General features: G+C 63.5%; 17 protein-coding genes. 7 read left to right on the top strand and 10 right to left on the bottom strand.

Annotated features, from left to right (window positions below; translation table 11 throughout):
• Positions 1-6: 6 nt before the first annotated feature.
• On the top strand, positions 7-414 hold the full coding sequence (locus AC25M7_RS03000) for an SMI1/KNR4 family protein (RefSeq protein WP_028689999.1): 408 nt from the start codon (positions 7-9) through the stop codon (positions 412-414).
• A gap of 143 nt (positions 415-557) precedes the next feature.
• On the opposite strand, the gene AC25M7_RS02995 is transcribed toward AC25M7_RS03000, so the two are convergent.
• Positions 558-2,318, bottom strand: coding sequence for a cation:proton antiporter (locus AC25M7_RS02995; protein ID WP_028690000.1), 1,761 nt, complete (start codon positions 2,316-2,318; stop codon positions 558-560).
• A 326-nt stretch (positions 2,319-2,644) separates the two neighbouring features.
• Here AC25M7_RS02995 and AC25M7_RS02990 point away from each other — a divergent pair, with 326 nt between their 5' ends.
• The gene (locus AC25M7_RS02990; RefSeq protein ID WP_023629682.1) at positions 2,645-3,130 is read left to right on the top strand and encodes an acyl-CoA thioesterase; all 486 of its coding nucleotides are present in this window, start codon (positions 2,645-2,647) and stop codon (positions 3,128-3,130) included.
• On the opposite strand, the gene pdxY is transcribed toward AC25M7_RS02990, so the two are convergent.
• Entirely contained in the window at positions 3,127-3,999 is an 873-nt protein-coding gene (gene pdxY, locus AC25M7_RS02985; RefSeq protein WP_069015987.1) for a pyridoxal kinase PdxY, read from the bottom strand. The two genes, AC25M7_RS02990 and pdxY, sit on opposite strands and share 4 nt — an antisense overlap.
• 120 nt (positions 4,000-4,119) lie before the next feature.
• On the opposite strand from pdxY, the gene AC25M7_RS02980 reads away from it, so the two are divergent.
• Positions 4,120-4,512: a DUF3301 domain-containing protein gene (locus tag AC25M7_RS02980; protein ID WP_023629680.1), complete on the top strand. Its 393-nt coding sequence runs from the start codon at positions 4,120-4,122 to the stop codon at positions 4,510-4,512.
• On the opposite strand, the gene AC25M7_RS02975 is transcribed toward AC25M7_RS02980, so the two are convergent.
• From AC25M7_RS02975 to zigA, 3 genes are read right to left on the bottom strand one after another with little or no spacing between them, the layout of a single operon-like run.
• A complete protein-coding gene (locus AC25M7_RS02975; RefSeq protein ID WP_197865980.1) occupies positions 4,513-5,487 on the bottom strand; it encodes a CobW family GTP-binding protein in 975 nt (324 codons plus the stop codon).
• Between the two features lie 52 nt (positions 5,488-5,539).
• A complete protein-coding gene (locus AC25M7_RS02970; RefSeq protein WP_028690003.1) occupies positions 5,540-6,157 on the bottom strand; it encodes a DUF1826 domain-containing protein in 618 nt (205 codons plus the stop codon).
• Complete coding sequence (gene zigA, locus AC25M7_RS02965; RefSeq protein WP_028690004.1) at positions 6,154-7,362, bottom strand: zinc metallochaperone GTPase ZigA; 1,209 nt, start codon at positions 7,360-7,362, stop codon at positions 6,154-6,156. The genes AC25M7_RS02970 and zigA overlap by 4 nt, the downstream gene beginning before the upstream one ends.
• Positions 7,363-7,472: 110 nt before the next feature.
• On the opposite strand from zigA, the gene AC25M7_RS02960 reads away from it, so the two are divergent.
• Together AC25M7_RS02960 and folE2 are read left to right on the top strand one after the other, a co-directional pair.
• Positions 7,473-7,850, top strand: a complete 378-nt coding sequence (locus AC25M7_RS02960) for a hypothetical protein (protein ID WP_028690005.1) — start codon at positions 7,473-7,475, stop codon at positions 7,848-7,850.
• A gap of 24 nt (positions 7,851-7,874) precedes the next feature.
• Complete coding sequence (gene folE2, locus AC25M7_RS02955) at positions 7,875-8,756, top strand: GTP cyclohydrolase FolE2 (RefSeq protein ID WP_486970720.1); 882 nt, start codon at positions 7,875-7,877, stop codon at positions 8,754-8,756.
• 4 nt (positions 8,757-8,760) lie between these two features.
• Here folE2 and AC25M7_RS02950 read toward each other — a convergent pair whose 3' ends face one another.
• A complete protein-coding gene (locus tag AC25M7_RS02950; RefSeq protein ID WP_028690007.1) occupies positions 8,761-9,288 on the bottom strand; it encodes a DUF3617 domain-containing protein in 528 nt (175 codons plus the stop codon).
• A 130-nt stretch (positions 9,289-9,418) separates the two neighbouring features.
• Between AC25M7_RS02950 and cls the strand changes: the two genes are divergently transcribed.
• The gene (gene cls, locus AC25M7_RS02945; RefSeq protein ID WP_486970719.1) at positions 9,419-10,858 is read left to right on the top strand and encodes a cardiolipin synthase; all 1,440 of its coding nucleotides are present in this window, start codon (positions 9,419-9,421) and stop codon (positions 10,856-10,858) included.
• 35 nt (positions 10,859-10,893) lie between these two features.
• On the opposite strand, the gene cfaB is transcribed toward cls, so the two are convergent.
• On the bottom strand, positions 10,894-12,078 hold the full coding sequence (gene cfaB, locus AC25M7_RS02940; RefSeq protein WP_028690009.1) for a C17 cyclopropane fatty acid synthase CfaB: 1,185 nt from the start codon (positions 12,076-12,078) through the stop codon (positions 10,894-10,896).
• 215 nt (positions 12,079-12,293) lie between these two features.
• On the opposite strand from cfaB, the gene lpdA reads away from it, so the two are divergent.
• A complete protein-coding gene (gene lpdA / locus AC25M7_RS02935) occupies positions 12,294-13,694 on the top strand; it encodes a dihydrolipoyl dehydrogenase (RefSeq protein WP_486970718.1) in 1,401 nt (466 codons plus the stop codon).
• Between the two features lie 33 nt (positions 13,695-13,727).
• Here the strand turns inward: lpdA and hcnC are convergent, their stop codons facing one another.
• The 3 genes from hcnC to hcnA are packed head-to-tail and all read right to left on the bottom strand — an operon-like array spanning position 13,728 to position 16,686.
• Complete coding sequence (gene hcnC / locus AC25M7_RS02930) at positions 13,728-14,978, bottom strand: cyanide-forming glycine dehydrogenase subunit HcnC (protein WP_062360072.1); 1,251 nt, start codon at positions 14,976-14,978, stop codon at positions 13,728-13,730.
• A 2-nt stretch (positions 14,979-14,980) separates the two neighbouring features.
• Entirely contained in the window at positions 14,981-16,375 is a 1,395-nt protein-coding gene (gene hcnB, locus AC25M7_RS02925; protein ID WP_486970717.1) for a cyanide-forming glycine dehydrogenase subunit HcnB, read from the bottom strand.
• Positions 16,372-16,686 carry a cyanide-forming glycine dehydrogenase subunit HcnA gene (gene hcnA, locus AC25M7_RS02920; RefSeq protein WP_028690013.1) on the bottom strand — a complete coding sequence of 105 codons (315 nt, stop codon included), beginning with the start codon at positions 16,684-16,686 and terminating at the stop codon, positions 16,372-16,374. Before hcnA ends, hcnB begins: the two co-directional genes overlap by 4 nt.
• Positions 16,687-16,713: the final 27 nt, after the last annotated feature.

Here is a 16,713-nt window from a genome sequence, read left to right as displayed (position 1 = left end):
TGAACCGTGGAAGAAGTGATCGAACAACTCCGTGAAGCCAACGAGCCGGTACCGGTGCCGCTGGAACTGCCGGACGAGGATCAGCTGGTCGAGATCGAGGAAGAGCTGTTCATCAACATCCCGTTCGTGTTCAAGGAATACCTGCTGACCGTCAGCGACGTGGTGTATGGCAGCCTCGAGCCGGTGACCGTGACCGATCCGCAATCCCACACCTACCTGCCGGAAGTGGCGGCCAACGCCTGGGACGCCGGCGTGCCTCGCGACCTCATTCCCATCTGCCAGGACGGTGACGACTACTACTGCGTCGAAGAGGACGGCACCGTGGTGCTGTGGTCTGGCGAAGAAGAAATCGTCACCGAGGAAAGCTGGGAATCGGTCTGGCACTGGGCACGGGATGTCTGGCTGGAAAGCTGAATGAGAAATACCCGCATAAAGTGATGGCTTATCGCTACCCATCACTCGTAGAATCGCCAGGCTCTCTGCGCCTGGCGACACTGCTACCGCTCCATCCCCTCGGACGACGGTGAAATCTTGCGCAGAAAGCGTTAGCCGCCTGCTCAGTGCGAATGATCGCGGCTGTTCTCCAACGTCTCCAGCAACGCCACCTGCATCCGCGTATGCACCCGGATCAGCCAGCGCCACAGCAGCGCCACCACCACTGCCGCCACCACGACGATGACCAGCAGCAGTTCGCTGGTCGGCAGGATGCTTGCCGACAAGGCCGACAGCAGCAGGAAGATCACCAGCAGTGACAGCAGCGGAATCACCTCGGCGATCACCCGCCGTACCCGCTGGGTATGCCGCCCTGCCATCTCGGGTTTGACGCCCATCTCCGCCAGCAACATCGACAGCGCCTTGAGCTTGCGATACGCCGCGATCAGGAACGGCAGCGACAGCAGCAATGCCGCTCCCCAGATCAGCGCCTTCTGCTGGCCGGCATCCGCCACCCACTCGCTCAACCAGTTACCGATGCGCCCGGCGAAATAACCGCCACTGAAGAAGATCGCGATCACCAACGCCAGGTTTACCCCGACCTGCAGCAGAATGCGTCGGATCATCGCCGCCAGCATGGCCCCCTCGCCCTGCGGCTGGATGCTGCGCAACCATTCGCCGTACAGCGACAGCACCCGTGCCACGCGGCTCGGCACCACCTTGCCCAGCCTGATAGACAACGGATCGGCGGCACGGATCAGGTACGGCGTCAGCAAGGTGGTGATGGCCGACACCGCCACTGCGACCGGATAGAGAAAGTCGCTGGTGACCTGCAAGGTCACCCCCAGGGCGGCGATGATGAAGGAGAACTCGCCGATCTGCGAAAGCCCCATCCCCACGCGCAACGAGGTGCGCCCGTCGTTGCCGGCGATAAACGCGCCCATGCCACAGGAGAGCATCTTGCCCAGTACCACCGCCAGGGTGATGACCACGATCGGCCAGGCGTACTCGACCAGGATCGACGGGTCGATCATCAGGCCGATGGCGACGAAGAAGATGGCGCTGAACAGGTCGCGAACTGGCTCGATCAGCCGTTCGATCTTCAGCAACTGGCGCGACTCGGCCATGATCGCGCCGATCAGGAAGGCACCGAGCACCATGCTGTATTCGAGCTTGACCACCAGCAGGCAGAAGCCAAAACACAGGCCCAGCACGGTGATCAGCAGCATCTCGTTGCTTTCGAATTTCGCCACGTAGGCCAGCAGCCGCGGCACCAGCAGGATGCCGATGACCAGAGCAACGATCATGAACAGCGACAGCTTGCCCACGGTAGAGAACACTTCGCCGGAGCTCACCGAGCCGCTGACGGCAATGCCCGACAGCAGCGCGATGATGCCGATGCCGAGGATGTCCTCGACGATCAGCACGCCGAAGATCAGCTGGGCGAAACGCTCGTTTTTCATCTTCAGGTCGTTGAGCGCCTTGACGATGATGGTGGTCGAGGAGATCGCCAGGATTGCCCCGAGGAACAGCGAATCCATGGTGTTCCAGCCGAACCAGCGACCGATCTCGAACCCGATCCAGATCATCAGGACGATTTCCAGGAACGCCGCGATGAAAGCCGTGGCGCCAACCTTGAACAGCTTGCGCAGGCTGAACTCCAGGCCCAGGCAGAACATCAAGAAGATCACACCAAGTTCGGCCAGCGTCTTGATGGTGTCTTCGTCGTGGATCAGACCGAACGGCGGCGTGTGCGGGCCGATGATGAAGCCGGCGACGATGTAGCCCAGCACCACCGGCTGCTTGAGGCGATGGAAGAGGATGGTGACCACCCCGGCAACCAGCATGATCACCGCCAGGTCCTGGATGAAGCTGATGGCATGCATGGCGTGATACTCCTTGTTTTCGGTGCACGGGGCGAACCGCTCCTCTGCCGGACGATCCTTCGGCGCGGAGCAGGCACATACTGTTGTGATAGACGCAAAAGCCCACGTTGCATGGGCGTCGTCAGGTTAACATCGCGCCTTGCCACAAAATGCCGATGCAATATGCAGAAACAGATCGGCCGATTCGACACCGCCGATGGCAAAATTGGCGTGACGATGGAGCGTCAGCCGACGTCCCGTACCAGGATGGGAAACCTCAACGAGGGGAAACAGAAGTGTCTGCAGATACCCGCCCCGAATCCGTGCAAATTCACCGTGAGCTCTCTATGGAACCTGGAAACGCCCAGCTGACCATGACCGTCCTGATGACACCGGACATGGCCAACTTCTCTGGCAACGTACACGGCGGCACCCTGCTCAAGTACCTCGACGAAGTCGCCTATGCCTGCGCCAGCCGCTATGCCGGCACCTATGTGGTGACCCTGTCGGTGGACCAGGTGATCTTCCGCGAACCGGTTCATGTCGGCGAGCTGGTGACCTTCCTGGCCTCGGTCAACTACACCGGCAACACCTCGATGGAGGTGGGCATCAAGGTGGTCACCGAGAACATCCGCGAGCGCTCGGTGCGCCACTCCAACAGCTGCTTCTTCACCATGGTCGCGGTGGACGACGACCGTCGCCCGGTGAAGGTACCACCGCGCCAGCCGCAGAGCAGCGAGGAGAAGCGCCGCTTCCTGCAGGGTCAGCAACGCCGTCAGATCCGCCAGGAGCTGGAACAGCGCTACCAGAACCTCAAGACTGATTCGATCTAACAGAGCAAACGCTGCGCCTCGAAGCGCACCCGCGGGTGGGCGATGCGGTCCTGGGCTCGCACCAGTTGCAGTTCATAGCGGGTGCAGGCCTGGGTTTCCAGCAGCACTTCATGCACGGCGGCGGCGGTGAACTCGAAAGCCTGTAGCCAGTCGTCGCCCAGTAGCACGCGGGCGAGGAACAGCCCGGAGGTCAGGTCGCCCACCCCCACCGGCTGGCGTGGGAAGGCCAGCAAAGGCCGGCGCAGGTGCCAGCTGGCATCGCGGGTCACCAGCAGCATCTCGAAGGCATCGTCCGCCCGCTGTGGATAATTCAGGTGCTTGACCAGTACCACCTGCGGCCCGCGCTCCAGCAACCCGCGCGCCATGCCCACGCAATCTTCCAGCGACTGCGCGCGACGGCCACAGAAGCTGTCCAGCTCGAGCTGGTTCGGGCACAGGATATCGGCCTTGGCGACCGCCTCCTCGAGCAGGAACTCACTGACCTGCGCCGGCACGATGCAGCCCTTCTCGGCATGCCCCATGACCGGGTCGCACAGGTACAGGGCCTTGGGATTGACCGCCTTGATCCGCTCGACGCCGGCCAGGATCGCCCGCCCCTGCTCGGCACTGCCCAGGTAGCCCGATAACACCGCATCGCAATGGCCCAGCTCACCGATATTGGAAATGCCTTCCACCAACGCGGGAATTTGCGCTGGGGCAAGCACTTCCCCGGCCCACTGTCCATACTGAGTATGGTTGGAGAACTGTACGGTGTTGAGCGGCCAGACGTTGACCCCGACCCGCTGCATGGGAAACACCGCGGCGCTGTTGCCGGCGTGTCCAAAGACCACGTGGGACTGAATGGCGAGCAGGTGCGGTGTACGTTTCATGCGGGACGATTCCGAAACTGTGTGAAGAAAGGTGCGGCCCGCAGTATGAACCCGATTGCCATCTGTACGACAGGCCAGAGACGCAGTTAAGCTGGATCGACCTGTCTGGAGCTTACGCAAATGCTGACCCTGGAAAACCTCTTCGTCCTGATGCTGGTGGCGACCGCAGGCGCCTGGCTGTGGCACAACCACGGGCTGCGCGAAAAGGCCCTGGCACGGGTCAAGCAGCATTGCGCCAAGCTCGACCTGGAACTGCTCGACGACGCCGTGGCGCTCAAGCGCATCGCCTTCGTGCGCGACGCCAATGGCAGGAAGCGCCTGGCGCGCATCTACAACTTCGAGTTCACCGTCACCGGTGAACAACGCCACCCCGGGACCGTCACCCAGTTCGGCGCTCACACCATGCAGATCGAACTCGCGCCCTACCCGTTCGAGATCAAGACCCCGCCGCGTACCGACAACGTTATCGAAATGCAGCAGTGGCGCCAGGAGCACAACCGCTGGCGCAATTGATCAACGGATCAGCGGGCAGCCGCCGAAGGCCGCTTGCAGGGCCTGCAAGGGCTGCGGCTGATCGAAAATCAGCTCGATGCGCGAGTCCTTGCGCCATTCGCTGGAACGCCATTCCAGCGTCCCGCCTTCAAGGCCATTGAACGACTGCCAGCCTTCGGTGCTGTGGATAACGCCCTTCGCCCGGCGCCACGGCCATTGTTCCAGAACACCGCGCAGCACGGCCGCGTCGAGGCATTGGTCGGGATGCCAGCGCCAGCCGATGCTCCAACCTCCCTCCCCCTGCTGAAACTGGCAGATCGGCTGTCGTGGATCGGTCCACAGGGTGGGCAACGGCACTGCATCGTTATCCACAGGCAGGCTGCCATGGTCGACTGTACCTGCCGCCACGGGGGTTGAAACAGGCAATGCAGCAAGCGGCAGTGTCCCGTGGTCCGTCCAGCGCGCCGGTATGGCGGGTAGTGATGCAGTTATCAACAAGCGTGCGGCTTCATCCACAACGCTCGCCTTGTTGAACACCAGCAACCCCACCTTCGCCAGTGCCTGGTGCTGAGCCTCAGGCAGGACGTCACCCCGGGACAGGGCCGCGGCATCCAGCACCATCAGCATTGGCTGCACCGACAGTACGCCAGTCCAAGGTGCGCGTCCCAGTTGTTCCAGCAACTCGACCGGGTGACCGAGGCCGGACGGTTCGATGAAAAGGCGGTCCGGGCGCGCCTTGCGCAGCAAGCGGCCAAGCCCCACTTGGAACGGTGCGCCATTGACGCAGCACAGGCAGCCTCCCGCCACTTCACCGATGGCGATGCCCGCCTCGTCGCGGCTGAGCAAGGCGGCATCGAGGCCGATCTGACCGAACTCGTTGACCAGCACGGCCCAGCGCTCGCCGGCTGGACGCTGGCCCAGCAGGTGGCGGATCAGGCTGGTCTTGCCGGCGCCGAGGGGGCCGGCGATCACATGGGTGGGAATGTTCTGCAGCATGGCTCGGTATCGGGATGGCTTGATGGCAGTCTATACCGCCGGGCCCCGCGATTCATGCCAACCAGTCCAGGCTCAGCAACAATCGGCGCTCCCCGGCAGGCGTCAGCGGTGACCGGTGAACCAATCCCGCGCCCTCGTTGCCCAGCCACTTCTCGCCCTTGAGCAGGGCCACCTCTCCCGCCGCCAGGCGCCGAACTTTATCCACAGCCGGTAACGACTGCTGCAAGCGCGCGCGATCGATCGCTCCCTCCGCCAGCCATTCGCTGCCCGCGCCGGCATAGGTACTGAGCAGGCGCACCGGCACATGGTCCACATGCATGCGCGGGCACATCGCCCCGTCCAGTACCCGCACGCGCACACCGAGACGACGGGCGCCCAGCAGGCAGGTATAGGCAGCCACCAGCCAGGCCACATCCGCGACGAAACCGTCATAGCCGTGCAGATCGGCGGCCTCCCTGAGCAAACCGGGCAAGGCTGGCGGGTGGCGTTCATCCACCTCGATCACCCGCTCATCGGCCAGGGATTGGCCAAGGCTGAGCACCAGGTTGGCGAAGTCCTCCACCTGGGCCGGCAGGCGGCGCTGCCAGACCGCCAGGTTGACACCATCCTGAAGGATGTCGGTCATCACCTGGGGCGATTCACCGAACACCTGGCGGATATCCACAGTCATGCCACCGCGTCCTCATGCCAGGCCCCGAAAGGATCGGGCAGACGCAGCCAGGCCATCGGCCCCAACTCCATCTCGTCGTCCGTGAGCAGGCAAGCCTCCAGCTCTGTGGATAACCGCTCGAAGTCGATGTTCTGCCCGATGAACACCAGTTCCTGGCGGCAATCGCCGCTTTCCACCGACCACTGCTTGAGGATCGCCGCGGTACTCTCTTCGTCCTGCGGCCATTGCTCTCGTGGCACGAAGCGCCACCAGCGCCCCGCCAGGCCGTGACGCATCATGCCACCGGCCTGGGACCAGCTCCCAGCCTCCTGGTACTTGCTGGCCAGCCAGAAGAAGCCCTTGGAACGCAGCAACCGGCCGTTGCTCCAGGGTGTGTGGATAAAGTCGTAGAAGCGCTGCGGGTGGAATGGCCGACGTGCCTGCCAGGTGCTGGCGGCGATGCCGTATTCCTCGGTTTCCGGCACATGCTCGCCACGCAGTTCGCGCAGCCAGCCCGGTGCCTGGGCCGCCTGGTCGAAATCGAACAGGCCGGTATCGAGGATGCGCGACAGCGCCACCTGGCCCATCACCATCGGCACGATCTGCGCCCGGGCATTGAGGCTGCGCAGGATGGCCACCAGTTCCTCGCGGTCAGACTGGCTGATCAGGTCGATCTTGCTCAGCAACAGCACGTCGGCGAACTCGACCTGCTCGATCAAGAGGTCGCTGATCGAGCGCTCGTCCTGTTCACCCAAGGTCTCGCCACGGCTGGCGAGACTCTCGGCGGCCTGGTAGTCGCGCAGGAAGTTCAGCCCGTCGACCACGGTGACCATGGTGTCCAGGCGCGCCATGTCGGAGAGGCTGCGCCCCTGCTCGTCGCGAAAGGTGAAGGTCTCGGCGACCGGCAGCGGCTCGGATATTCCGGTCGACTCGATCAGCAGGTAATCGAAGCGGCCCTCACTCGCCAACCTCGCCACCTCTTCCAGCAGGTCCTCGCGCAAGGTGCAACAGATGCAGCCGTTGCTCATCTCCACCAGTTTTTCTTCCGCCCGATTCAGGCTGACGTTGCGCTGGACCTCGCTGGCATCGATGTTGATTTCGCTCATGTCGTTGACGATCACGGCGACGCGCAGGTTGTCGCGGTTGCGCAGGACATGGTTGAGCAGCGTGCTCTTGCCGGCGCCGAGGAAGCCGGACAGCACGGTGACAGGGAGACGGTTGGGCATGACTAACCTCATCGGGCAGGCGCATTCGAATCGATGCATTGCACAATGTTATATTATAACAATACAATTTCGCCAAGCCGTGTCGACCGAACGGTTGTCTGGAGAGCGTCATGAAATCATCCGGCCTCGCTGCCTTGCTGCTGCTCGCAGCACCTATGCAGCTTCTCGCCATGCCTCACACCGACCTCGCCCTGTGCACCCGCAGCGCGACCCTGCTCGCCTGCCAGGATGGCCAAGGCAACTACTACAGCGTGCGTACCGAAGGCAGCACCTTTTACCTGCGAGGCTACGAAGTAGCAGGCAAGCGCCTGTGGGCTCAGACCAACAGCCGCTACGGCACGCTGACCTTCTTCACCGGGCTGGCCAGCGACGGTGAAGCCTGGGTGGGCTACAGCCGTCGCATCGGCTGGACCACCCTAAACCGTGTCTCCAGCTCCAGCGGTCAACGCTTCAACCTGCACTGCAGCCTTGTCGGCGGTTGCCGCTGACTGCCATCACTTCAGGATCCTTCCATGTCTAGCCTTGCCCTTCCCGACATCGCCACACAAAGCAGCCAGCAGACACTGCCGCTGGACTGGGTCGGCATGTGCGGTATCGCCCTGCCGCTGCTGGTCGACGGACGCAGTCTCGGCGCGCACGCCGATGCCGGCGTGAGCCTGGATGACGGCTCAGCCCGGGGCATCCACATGTCACGGTTGTACCTGGCGCTGGAAGCGCTGGAACAGCAAGCCTTGAGTCCACGCCTGATTCGCCGGACGCTCGAGCAGTTTCTCGCCAGCCACGAGGGCCTTTCGAACGCCGCCTACCTGCGCCTGGCGTTCGATCACCTGCTCAAGCGCCCGGCGTTGGTCAGCCCGCTAGCAGGCTGGAAACGCTACCCAGTGAGCATCGACGCACAGCTGAAAGATGGAATGTTCCACGTGGAACTATCGGTGCACATTCCCTACTCCTCGACCTGCCCATGCTCGGCGGCGCTGGCCAGACAGCTGATCCAGGCGCAATTCGACCGGCACTTCGCTGGCCAGTCACTGGAGTGGGAGCGTGTTCGCCAGTGGCTCGGCAGCAGTGACGGCATCGTTGCGACACCCCATAGCCAAAGGAGCATGGCCAAGCTGCAGGTCCGTCTGGACGGCGACGCGTTCAGGCTGACCGAGTTGATCGAGACTGCGGAGGCCGCCTTGGGAACGGCCGTACAGACGGCAGTCAAGCGCGCCGACGAGCAGGCCTTCGCCCTGGCCAACGGACAGAACCTGATGTTCTGCGAGGATGCCGCCCGCCGCTTGCATGCGGCCTTGCGAACGCTAACGGGCGTAAGCGGCTTCAGCGTGCGCGTGGAACATGCAGAGAGCCTGCATGCCCACGACGCGGTGGCGGTCAGTCGTTATCGCGGGTGACCGATCAGGTACGCGGTTTGACCGTTCCACAGTCATTTCCAAGCCAGACCGCCCGTGTATCCATGCTGCCCTGCTGCTGGACCCCGGAGGCATTGAAGGTGCCGTTGACCTTGGTCAGGAACTCCCGGTCGCTGAGGAAGGTGGCCTGGCCGTTACCCTGGGCCTTGGGGCAACTGAACTGGAACTTCCAGACATTGCCATTGCGCTCGGTGATCTTCTGCGTGCAGCCCGATTGCGGATCCTGCAGCGGAATGTCATTGGTCTTGACCTGCTCCGCGGTCAGGCACGAGCGCACCCCCTTGCCCCCCACCGTGATGCCCTGCTTGGCCAGGGCACCTTCCATCATCGCCCGTTGCTCCGGCGGCAGGTTCTTCAACTGACCGAGCATGAACTCCATGTCCGGCAACGGCTTGCCATCGACCTGCATGTTGCTGGTGGTCAGCTCCCACAGGCCGGGTTGCAACATCTGCGCGTGGACCAGCGGGCTGCCCAGCCCCAGCGCCAGGGCGAGCAGTGGCAGACGAATCTTCATGGATGAAAGCTCCTCGAAATACCGGCTCTTGCCGGACTGAGCCGTTAGACGTCAAAAACGCCTGCGGGTTGCAGGCCACCCCTCGAACGTGGTCTGTTAGGCAGCAGTGCTCTCGGCAAGCAGGATGCGTATGGATTTCCACAGCCCCTACTTCTTCGGTTACTTGCTCGGCCTGATTCATCTGCTCGGCTTCATCGCCGCGCTGCATGCGGTGTTCACCGTACGCACCGCCCAAGGTGCGATCGCCTGGGCCATGTCGCTGCTGTTCATCCCCTACCTCACCCTCATCCCCTACCTGGTGTTCGGCGCCCGTTCCTTCTACGCCTACATCCAGGCCCGACGCCAGGCCAACCAGGAAATGCACGTGGCCATGGCCAACCTGAACTGGCGACCCTGGGTCGAGGAAGCGCTGACCGCCCGCGAGTCCGACAGCTACGCCGCCCTGCGCGCCATGCCCAAGCTGGGGCGCATGCCGTGTCTGGCCAACAACGAGGTGAAGCTGCTGATCGATGGCGCAGCCACCTTCGAGGCGATCTTCTCGGCCATCCGCATGGCGCGGGACACCGTGCTGGTGCAGTTCTTCATCATCCATGACGACGCCCTCGGCCGGGAGTTGCAGCAACTGCTGCTGCGCAAGGCCGCCGAAGGCGTGCAGGTGTTCGTGCTGTACGACCGCGTCGGCAGTCATGCCCTGCCAGCCAGCTACAGCCAGGTGCTGCGCGACGGCGGCGTGCAGATCGAGGCGTTCGCCACCCGACGTGGCTGGTTCAATCGTTTCCAGGTCAACTTCCGCAACCATCGCAAGATCGTCGTGGTCGATGGCGTGCAAGGCTTTCTCGGCGGGCACAACGTGGGCGACGAATACCTCGGCGCACACCCCAAGCTGTCACCGTGGCGCGACACCCATGTGCAGATCGGCGGCCCGGTACTGGCCTGCCTGCAAGAATCCTTCGCCGAGGACTGGTACTGGGCCACGCGCCAGCTGCCGCCGCTGATCCTGCCCGACGCCTACCCGGAGAACGGCGTACTGTGCCAGGCCTTGGCCAGCGGCCCGGCCGATCCACAGGAAACCTGTGCGCTGTTCTTCCTCGAGGCGATTCACTCGGCCACCCGGCGGGTATGGATCACCAGTCCCTATTTCATCCCCGACGAAGCCATCTTCGCCGCCCTGCGTCTGGCAGTGCTGCGGGGTGTCGACGTACGTATCCTGATTCCCTCGCGCCCCGACCACCGCATCGTCTACGCCGCCTCCAGCCTGTTCGCCTTCGAGGCGGTACGCGCCGGAGTGCGTATGTTCCGTTACCTGCCCGGCTTCCTGCACCAGAAGGTGGTGCTGGTGGACGATGAGGTCAGCGCCATCGGCAGCGCCAACCTCGACAACCGCTCGTTCCGGCTGAACTTCGAGATCACCCTGCTCACCGTGGACCGCACTTTCGCCGACCAAGTCGAACGGATGTTGGAGAATGACTTCGAACAAGCCCGGGAGATCTCCGCGGAAGACAGCCGCGACACCCACCGCCTGCAACAGTTGGGGATGCGTATCGCGCGGTTGATTTCACCGATCCTGTGACCCGGCGAGCCTTGTCGGCACGCCGGGCTACCCGATCAACGATAGAGGTCCTCACGCGTCCAAGGCAGGTCGTGGTGGCCGTCGGCGTAGGGCTTCACCGCGAGAATCTGGTGCAGGTTGATCCAGCCCTTGGTGAAGGCATAGGCGCAACCGGCCAGGTACAGGCGCCAGATGCGCAAGGTCTTCTCCGGCACCAGCGCGGCGGCGCGGTGCAACTGGTTCTCCAGGTTCTCACTCCAGTGGTTGAGGGTCTTGGCGTAGTGCAGGCGCAGGCTTTCGATATCGACCACCTCCAGGCCCGCCTCGCAGATACGCGCCGTGATCATCGAGATATGCGGCAGCTCGCCGTGGGGGAACACATAACGGTCGATGAAGTCCCCCGCGCCACGGCCGACTGGGCGACCATCGACGTGCTTGGCGGTAATGCCATGGTTCATCACCAAGCCACCTTCGCGCACCGCACCGAACAGCCGCTGGCAGTACAGCTCGAGGTTGGCATGCCCGACGTGTTCGAACATGCCAACGCTGACCGCCTTGTCAAAGCGGCCATCCTGCGGCAGGTCACGGTAGTCGAGAATCTGCAGGTCGACCTTGTCGGCCAGGCCCTCCTCCTTGACCCGCTGGCGGCCCAGCTTCAGTTGCTCCTTGCTCAGGGTGATGCCGAACACCTTGGCGCCGTACTCGCGGGCGGCGAATCGTGCCAGACCGCCCCAACCGCAACCGACATCCAGCAAGTAGTCGCCGGCCTGCAGGCGCAGCTTGCGGCACAGGTGGTCGAACTTGTCCTGCTGCGCCTGGGCCAGGGTGTTGTCCGGTTCCTTGAAGTAGGCGCAGGAATAGACCATGTCCGGGTCGAGCCACAGTCGGTAGAAATCGTTGGACAGGTCGTAGTGGTAGGAAATGGCTTCGGCGTCGGTGCGCTTGTCATGGGAAGTGCGCTCCGGCACAAACTCGTCTTCATCCTTGAGCAATGCTTCGCTGAGCTCGTCGCAGACCCGGATGACTTCACCGATATCACCTTCCAGTTCCAGCTTGCCTTCAACGAAGGCAGAGCCAAGCTCATCCAGGTTCGGATGGGTGAGCTGGGTGATCAGCTGGGGTTCCTTGACCAGGATGGTAACCTGCGGGCTCGGCCCCAGGTCGAACTGGTTGCCGTCCCACAGCTTGACGCGCAAAGGTAAGTGCAGGCTCTGCAATGCGGGTGGAAGTTGCGCAAGCATTCATGACCCTCCCTTTCATTGATACGGACGCCAAGCCTCAAGGTGTCGGACGTCACCGGATCAGGGTAGTTCATTCGTGCGAAGTTTCCGTTAATCGCGACCATAGTCTAGAACTATCTGGTCCGGGTCATCCACCAGATTGTATACAATCATCATCACTCAGACTAACCTTGTGCCCCTCTTCGCTTCCTCACACTCTCGGAGTAACGAAACCCATGAAATCCTATGACGTGGTGATCATCGGCGGCGGCCCCGGCGGCTACAACGCAGCGATCCGTGCCGGCCAGCTGGGCCTGAGCGTGGCCTGTGTCGAAGGTCGCTCGACCTTGGGCGGCACCTGCCTGAACGTTGGCTGCATGCCGTCCAAGGCACTGCTGCATGCGTCCGAGCTCTACGAGGCGGCCAGCGGCGAGGAGTTCGCCCATCTGGGGATCGAGGTCAAACCGACCCTCAACCTGGGCCAGATGATGAAGCAGAAAGACGAAAGCGTGACCGGCCTGACCAAGGGCATCGAGTACCTGTTCCGCAAGAACAAGGTCGACTGGGTCAAGGGCTGGGGCCGCCTGGACGGCGCCGGCAAAGTGCTGGTCAAGGCCGAGGACGGCAGCGAAACCACCCTGCAGGCCAAGGACATCGTCATCGCCACCGGCTCCGAATCCACGCCACTGCCCGGTGTGACCATCGACAATCAGCGCATCATCGATTCCACCGGCGCCCTGTCGCTGCCTCAGGTGCCCAAGCACCTGGTCGTGATCGGCGCCGGCGTGATCGGCCTGGAGCTGGGTTCGGTGTGGCGCCGCCTGGGTGCCGAAGTAACGGTGATCGAATACCTTGATCGCATCTGCCCGGGCACCGATGAGGAAACCGCCAAGACCCTGCAGAAGGCCCTGGCCAAGCAAGGCATGACCTTCAAGCTCGGCAGCAAGGTGACCCAGGCCACATCCAGCGCTGACGGTGTCAGCCTGACCCTGGAGCCCGCCGCCGGTGGCAACGCCGAAACCCTGCAGGCCGACTATGTGCTGGTGGCCATCGGTCGCCGCCCTTACACCAAGGGCCTGAACCTGGAAAGCGTGGGGCTGGAAACCGACAAGCGCGGCATGCTCGCCAACGACCATCACCGTAGCGCGGTCCCGGGCATCTGGGTGATCGGCGACGTCACCTCCGGCCCGATGCTGGCGCACAAGGCCGAGGACGAAGCGGTGGCGTGCATCGAGCGCATCGCCGGCAAGCCCCACGAAGTCAACTACAACCTGATCCCAGGCGTCATCTACACCCGCCCGGAACTGGCCACTGTCGGCAAGACCGAAGAGCAGCTCAAGGCCGAAGGCCGTGCCTACAAGGTCGGCAAATTCCCCTTCACCGCCAACAGCCGGGCCAAGATCAACCACGAGACCGAAGGCTTCGCCAAGGTCATCGCCGACGCCGTCACCGACGAGGTCCTGGGCGTGCACCTGGTGGGCCCGAGCGTGAGCGAGATGATCGGCGAGTTCTGCGTGGCCATGGAATTCTCGGCCTCGGCCGAGGACATCGCCCTCACCTGCCACCCGCACCCGACCCGCTCCGAGGCCCTGCGCCAGGCGGCGATGAATGTGGATGGGAAAGCGATGCAGATCTGATTCCTGGGGGCCGCTTTGCGGCCCCCGCATCCATCAACCGTGCGCCAACTGTTTATCCATTCCCCCATGGAAGCGCGACGCCAAAAATGGCGTGATATCCAACGGTAACGCCTCATTGTGGACAACCTTGTCCAACAGCACACCGGTAATGGCCGACGTGAGGATTCCGGTACGGAAATGCCCACAGGCATTGAAGTAGCCCTGAACATTATCCACAGGCCCGAGAATCGGCAGTTCGTCCGGTGACCCAGGGCGCAGGCCGGCCCAGGTGCGCTTGAGGTTCACCTGCGCCAGCTGCGGCACGCAACGGATCGCGCCCTGCACAAGGCCACTGATTTCCGGGAAAGTGTTGCTGACATCGAAGCCCTTCTCTTCGGTGGTGCTGCCGATCAGGATCTCGCCATTGTCCTTCTGCGCCATGTAGCAATCGCTGGTGGTGATGCAGCCATCGAGCAGTTTGGGCAGGCGCTCGGTCAGCACGATCTGGCCCTTCACCGGCTTGACCGGAATACTCTCCCCCGTCGCCCATTCGCTCAGCTCCGCGGCCCAGGCGCCAGCAGCATTGATCAACGTGCCGCAATGGAACTCGCCGGCCTCGGCAGTGCGCACGCCCTTGATTCGCGAGCCTTCATGCAGCACGCCGGTGATGTTCACGTTCGGGTAAAGGTCGACACCGTTCTGCCGCGCCGCCTCCATGTAGGCATCACCCAGGCGGAACGGGCTGACCTGGTGGTCGCAGAGAAACTCCAGCGCGCCATTGGCCTTGAGCGTCACCGCCGGCTCCGAGGCCCGCAGCGCGTCACGGTCGAGCCAGCGAACCTGGTCGGCCAGGTGCGGGATCTGCTTGACGATGTGCTCGGCGTACAGCTGGTCTTCTTCATCCTGGATGATGTACTTGAGCCCGGTGCGTTCGAACTTGAAGTCCATGCCGTGGCGCTCGATCAGTTCCTGGTGCAGCTGTGGATAAAGCGCGTTGGACTGCAGGGCGAAGTCGAAGAAGCATTCCGGCAGGATATGCGGGGTGCTCGAGTCGACCACCACCGCGGCGCCGTTGGCCTCACGCTTGTTGCGCGAGGACATCATGCGAAAGAAGATCACCCCGCAGCCCAGCCCCACCGACTCACCGATGGCCCACAGGCCGCCGGCCGAGGCGCGGGTGGCGTTGCCCGGACGCTTGCAGTCGATCAGGGCGATCTTCAGGTTGTGCCGCTTGGACAGCTGGTAGGCACAAGACGCGCCGATCACACCGCCACCGGCAATGATGATGTCGTAATGCTTGTTCATGTTCAGGCCTCCGTGCCGAGTTGTTCGAATGCGGAAAAAGGGATCGGGTCCACCGGGAAGCGCGGACGCAGCCAGCCCACGTCCGCGCGGCCGGTGGCGCTGCGCAGGCGGTCGCTGCAGTAGCCGACGCACATGCGCCCCTGGCAGTCGCCCATGCTTACCCGGGTACGCATCTTCAGGCTGGCCATGTCCTCCACACCCTGCTCCAGGGCCAGGTCAATCTGATCGCGGGTGACGTTTTCGCAACGGCAGATCACCGTATCGGCCTGGGGCAGCTGGATCTGCGCTGCGCCGCGCGCGGTGTAGCGTTCCACCCCGGAACGGAAGCGCTTGATCGCCGCCAGCTTGCCCAGGAAGCGTTCACGGCGCTCGATCGCCTGCTCGGCATCGAGCTTGCCCATCTGCTGCAACATCGACACCGCGGCGATACGCCCGGTGAGCATCGCTGCCTCACCACCGCGAATACCGGCCATGTCGCCGGCCAGGTGAATGTTCGGCTGGCTGCTCTGCTGCCACACGTTGCACTCGGCGCGCAGGTAGCCGTCCTCGCTGAAACCATGGGCCAGGCCCAGTTGCTGGCTGAGCTGGGTCCGCGGAATGAAGCCGTAGCCCACCGCCAGGGTGCGCACCTGCTCGCGCTGGATGCGGGTCATGTCCGGCTGCCAATCCTGGGTGTAGGGGGCGACCTGGACCTCCTGCAATTCGCCGTCACCCGTGGCGCCCACCACGCCCCAGCCGTAATGCATGGGGATGCCGTTGAGCTTCATGTAGGCCAGCATGCTCAGGCCGTCGAGGAACAGCTGCGGCTTGTTCATCAACGCCAGGCTTTCCTTGGCGATACGGTTGAACGAGCTGGCCTCGTACACGCCGGCCACCTTGGCGCCGGCGGCGTGCAGCTGGCAGGCGACCAGTGGCAGCAACGGCCCGGTACCGGCAATCAGCGTGCTGCCCAGTGGCTTGACCACGCCACTCTTGATCTGCAGCTGCAAGCCGCCGAGCAGGATCACACCGGGCAAGGTCCAGCCAGGGAACGGCACGTTGCGCTCGTGGCATCCGGCGGCCAACAGCAGGTGCGAGTAGTCGATCTCGTGCAGCTGTTCATCAGCGTCGAGGACCATCAGCCGTTGATCGTCCCCACCCACCACGCGATGGTTCAGGCGCAGGTCGATGCGCTCGGCGCAGGCGGCGAAATCTTCATGCAGCTTGGTCAGGGCCTTGGTGTAGCGCTGCCCCAGGTAGCCCAGGTCGACACCCGCGCGCAGCGGGCCCCGATAGACCACGCCACCGGGGCGCGACGCCTCGTCGAACAGCAGGCAGTCCACGCCATGTTCGGCCAGCTCGATGGCGGCGCCCATGCCGGCCGAACCGCCACCGACGATCACGGGACGAAGGCTCATGGGTGGGCCTCCTCTTGCACGCGATTGACCTCGGTCTCGATGCTCATGCCCGGCTTGACGATGGTCTGGCAGGCGCGACGCTTGGGACGACCATCGATCTGCACCAGGCAGCAATGGCAGACGCCCATGCCGCAGAAGGCACCGCTGAGCTGACCATGATCGTTGCGCGCCAGCTGGCGCAGGCCAACGGCGTTGAGCACACTGAGTACGGTTTCGCCGGCACTGGCGACCGCAGGCAGGCCATTGACCAGCAGGGTCATTTCAGCGCCTTCCAATGGCTGGATATCGTGCTTTCGTTGCAGCGTCTGCATTTCCTGTCGTCCTTGATGACTGATGGG

Source organism: Pseudomonas sp. P106(2024), from assembly GCF_057480815.1.
This window is presented reverse-complemented; position numbering and strand designations above follow the sequence as displayed.